At 65.1% G+C, this 3,536-nt stretch carries 4 protein-coding genes; 2 read left to right on the forward strand and 2 right to left on the reverse strand.

Annotated elements, in window-relative coordinates:
• The first annotated feature begins 151 nt into the window (after positions 1–151).
• Together L0G76_RS14825 and L0G76_RS14830 are read left to right on the forward strand one after the other, a co-directional pair.
• Positions 152–1,234, forward strand: coding sequence for a winged helix DNA-binding domain-containing protein (locus tag L0G76_RS14825; protein WP_304357923.1), 1,083 nt, complete (start codon positions 152–154; stop codon positions 1,232–1,234).
• Between the two features lie 7 nt (positions 1,235–1,241).
• Entirely contained in the window at positions 1,242–2,180 is a 939-nt protein-coding gene (locus L0G76_RS14830; RefSeq protein ID WP_304357924.1) for a diacylglycerol/lipid kinase family protein, read from the forward strand.
• Here L0G76_RS14830 and pdxT read toward each other — a convergent pair.
• Positions 2,113–2,778, reverse strand: a complete 666-nt coding sequence (gene pdxT, locus L0G76_RS14835) for a pyridoxal 5'-phosphate synthase glutaminase subunit PdxT (RefSeq protein WP_304357925.1) — start codon at positions 2,776–2,778, stop codon at positions 2,113–2,115. The two genes, L0G76_RS14830 and pdxT, sit on opposite strands and share 68 nt — an antisense overlap.
• Positions 2,775–3,536: pyridoxal 5'-phosphate synthase lyase subunit PdxS (gene pdxS / locus L0G76_RS14840; RefSeq protein WP_304357926.1), on the reverse strand; the 762-nt coding region annotated here is incomplete at its 5' end. The genes pdxS and pdxT, both read right to left, overlap by 4 nt.

Genomic DNA, 3,536 nt, shown 5'->3' on the forward strand with positions numbered 1-3,536 from the left:
TTCGCGACCTCCGGCGCATTGCCGCGGGTTCCCGTGCCGGGACTCATCGACATTCTGGGCTGATACGTAGAGAGATTTGTCAAGAGGGCAAGGTGAGACACCTGTCGGGAATTTCCCAGCTCCGGTCAATGCCGTGGTCTATCGTGAGTTCATGGACTCACACCAGGTCTCAGCGGCTCGACTGATCTCCCAGGAACTCGTCGATGCGCCGGCTTCGAAGACACCCACGCCGCTGTCGGTTGTGAGAGACCTCGGATGCGTGCAGGCTCAGGCGCTGGGCGGTGCCCTGGTCTCGATCGCACTGCGCACGGGCACCTCGGTGACCGCAGTCCGAGAAGCCATGGACGCTGGAGACATCGTCCGGACGTGGACGCAGCGAGGAACGATTCACCTGGTCGGGGCCGACGACCTCGGATGGGTCCTGGGACTGACCGGACAGCGGACCTTGAAAGCCGTAGCCAAACGCCGAGAGCTCTTCGGCGTCGACGATGCGATGGTCGACGCCGCGGCGCAGCTCGCTGAAGAGGCGATTCGTGACCGCGGACCGTTGACCCGTCAGGAACTGCTCGACGCCTTCGAACCGCTGCAGGCGGGTAAGGAATACGGGCACGAGCGCTATCTCATCACCACCCTGGCGCTGCGCAACGTCATCGCCCAGGGGCCGATGGTCGAGGGCAAGGACGACATGAAATACGTCCTCACCGCAGACTGGATTCCGAACCCCCTCGAACTCGACGACGAGGCGGCTCTGCACGAATGGATGAGTCGCTACGTCCTCAGCCACGGACCGGTGACGGTCGAGGACGCCGCCCGGTGGACGGGACTGCCCAAGACGCCTGTGCGCACGGCCCTGGCCGCGGCCGTATCCGCCGACGAGATCGTCGAAGTCAGCATCGATGGCCGTGAACATTATCAAGCACCAGAGCTGTCCGACCGATTGCATGAGTGTCGCTCGCGTGCGAACGAACTCCTATTGCTGCCGGGATTCGACGAGATCATCCTCGGCTACAAGGACCGCAGCGCCACCTTGGATCCGGCCCACGAGAAGCTCGTTGTCCCCGGTGGCAACGGAATGTTCAAGAACACCCTCATCGACGGCACCCGGGTACTTGCGACCTGGAAACGCTCACCGCGGAAGACCGGTCCACGGCTGATCATCGATCCCTTCGATGCCCAGCACGTCGACGTTGATCGGGCTGAAGCTGTTGCCGCCTCCCACCCCGCCTTCGTCTGAAGCAGCGATGAAGGTCGGAATCCTCGTCAATCCCAAGCACGCTCGGACCATGCGCGCCTATGGACACCTCATTGAACTGCTCAGCCGTCGGCGAGTCCCGTATCGCAGCGCGACAACGACCCCGCACTGGCCAGGGGCCCAACAGACGACGGGCTTGCTCGACTGGGGCGCCGACCTCATGGTCGTGCTCGGCGGAGACGGAACGCTGCGCGCCTGTGCCACGACCCTGGCCGGGAAAGAGGTGCCCGTGCTCATCATTCCTGCTGGCACAGCGAACGTCCTGTCACGGCACATCGGAATACGTTCGTCAGCCCACGCCCTCCATCTGGTGAAGGCGTACCTGAGCGGACAGGCGGGGGGCATCCGCGACGTTCCCGTCAACGAGGCGGACTGCCTCACCGCCGACGGCTCCCGGCGCGAGCACTTCCTGTCTCTGGCCGGAATCGGGGGAGACGCCAGGACCATCGACCGGCGAACACGACTGCCGGGACTTCTGGGGCGGAACATCCTCGGGTATGCCTGCGGTGCCGCCGCGGCGCTCTTCGCCGAACTCTTCACCGTGGAGATCACCGAGGCGAACGACCCACCGACAGCTGATGCACCGACACAGGTGTGGTCGGTGATGGCATCGAAGACCGCACGACCCGCGGGTCCGATTCCCGTGTTCGACCGTGCCGAGCCGACCACGGGAGAATTCGAGTTCCTGGCCGTCGCCCTCACCTCGACGACATTTGGCGACCGCCTCGGCGAATGGGCGCAGATCGCCAGGGACTGCGTGCACCGTCGTCCGGCGTCGAATCCAGCGATGCGCTACTGGGCAGGAACCGGAGCCAGCATCAGATTGGACGCCCCGGAGCCGGTCCAGCTCGACGGTGATCTCATCGGTGACTGCCGCCGATTGGACCTGCGGACAGGAACTCGTTCGCTGACGCTGCTGGGACCGTAGCGGCGCAGGCTCGCTCGGACCTGCCACCGACCTGTGCCCCCAGGAATTGTTCGTGGATCCTCGTGTCGGTTCCCAGTTCCGGATGGAAGCTGCCACCCCAGATATTGCCCTTGCGCACCAGCACCGGCGCTTCGCCGAGTTGGCCGAGCACCTCGACTCCGGCCCCGTTCTCCACGATCTGCGGAGCCCGGATGAATGTTGCCTCGTAGTCCTCCTCGAACCCGCTGACCTGAACAGATGCGCAGAACGACTCTCGCTGTCTGCCGTAGGCATTGCGTGCCACAGTGACGTCGAGCCCGCCGAGGCGGTCGAAGCCGTCCAGCGAATCATCGGTGAGTCGATCGGCGAGGAGGATGAGTCCTGCGCACGTGCCGAAGACCGGCAGCCCTGCACCGATGCGATCACCGAGGGCGGGGAAGAGCCCGGTGCCGGCCGCGATGCGCACCATGGCCGATGACTCACCCCCGGGCAGGATGATCGAATCGAGGCCGTCAAGGTGCTCCGGCCTGGTGACCTTACGAGAGCTCACCCCCAGGGAGTCGAGCACCTTGAGATGTTCCCGAAAGGCTCCCTGGAGGCTGAGGACGCCGACTCTCACCAGCCGCGCTCTGCCAGGCGGTGGGGCGCGGGAACGTCGGCGACGTTGATGCCGACCATCGCATCGCCGAGCCCACGCGAGGCCTTCGCGACGGCGTTGGGATCGTCGAAGTGGGTGGTCGCCTCGACGATGGCCTTGGCGCGGGCTTCCGGGTTGCCGGATTTGAAGATTCCTGAGCCGACGAAGACGCCGTCGGCGCCCAGCTGCATCATCATGGCTGCGTCGGCAGGTGTGGCGATACCGCCGGCGACGAAGGTCACGACGGGCAGTCGGCCCAGGCCGGCGACCTGTTTGACCAGGTGGTATGGGGCCGCGATTTCTTTGGCGGCAACATAGAGCTCGTCTTCGCTCTTGGCTCCCAGCGCCCTGATCTCGGAATTGATGGTCCGCAGATGGCGCATCGCCTCGGAGACATCTCCGGTGCCGGCTTCACCCTTCGACCGGATCATCGACGCACCTTCTGTGATGCGGCGCAGAGCCTCGCCGAGGTTGGTCGCACCGCAGACGAATGGAACCGTGAAGACAGACTTGTCGATGTGATTGACGAAGTCGGCGGGGGAGAGGACCTCGGACTCGTCGATGTAGTCCACGCCGAGGTTCTCGAGGATCTGTGCTTCCACGAAGTGCCCGATCCGGGCCTTGGCCATGACCGGGATCGACACGGCCGCGGTGATGGCGTCGATGAGGTCGGGATCGCTCATCCGGGCCACTCCGCCCTGAGCGCGGATGTCCGCGGGGACGCGTTCGAGCGCCATGAC

The organism is Brevibacterium picturae (assembly GCF_030453725.1).
Taxonomy (GTDB): Bacteria; Actinomycetota; Actinomycetes; order Actinomycetales; family Brevibacteriaceae; genus Brevibacterium; species Brevibacterium sandarakinum_A.

Excerpts from the sequence above, each read along its gene's own strand:
- L0G76_RS14825 (WP_304357923.1), top strand. The coding sequence starts at position 152 with ATGGACTCACACCAGGTCTCAGCGGCTCGACTGATCTCCCAGGAACTC.
- L0G76_RS14830 (WP_304357924.1), top strand. The coding sequence starts at position 1,242 with ATGAAGGTCGGAATCCTCGTCAATCCCAAGCACGCTCGGACCATGCGC.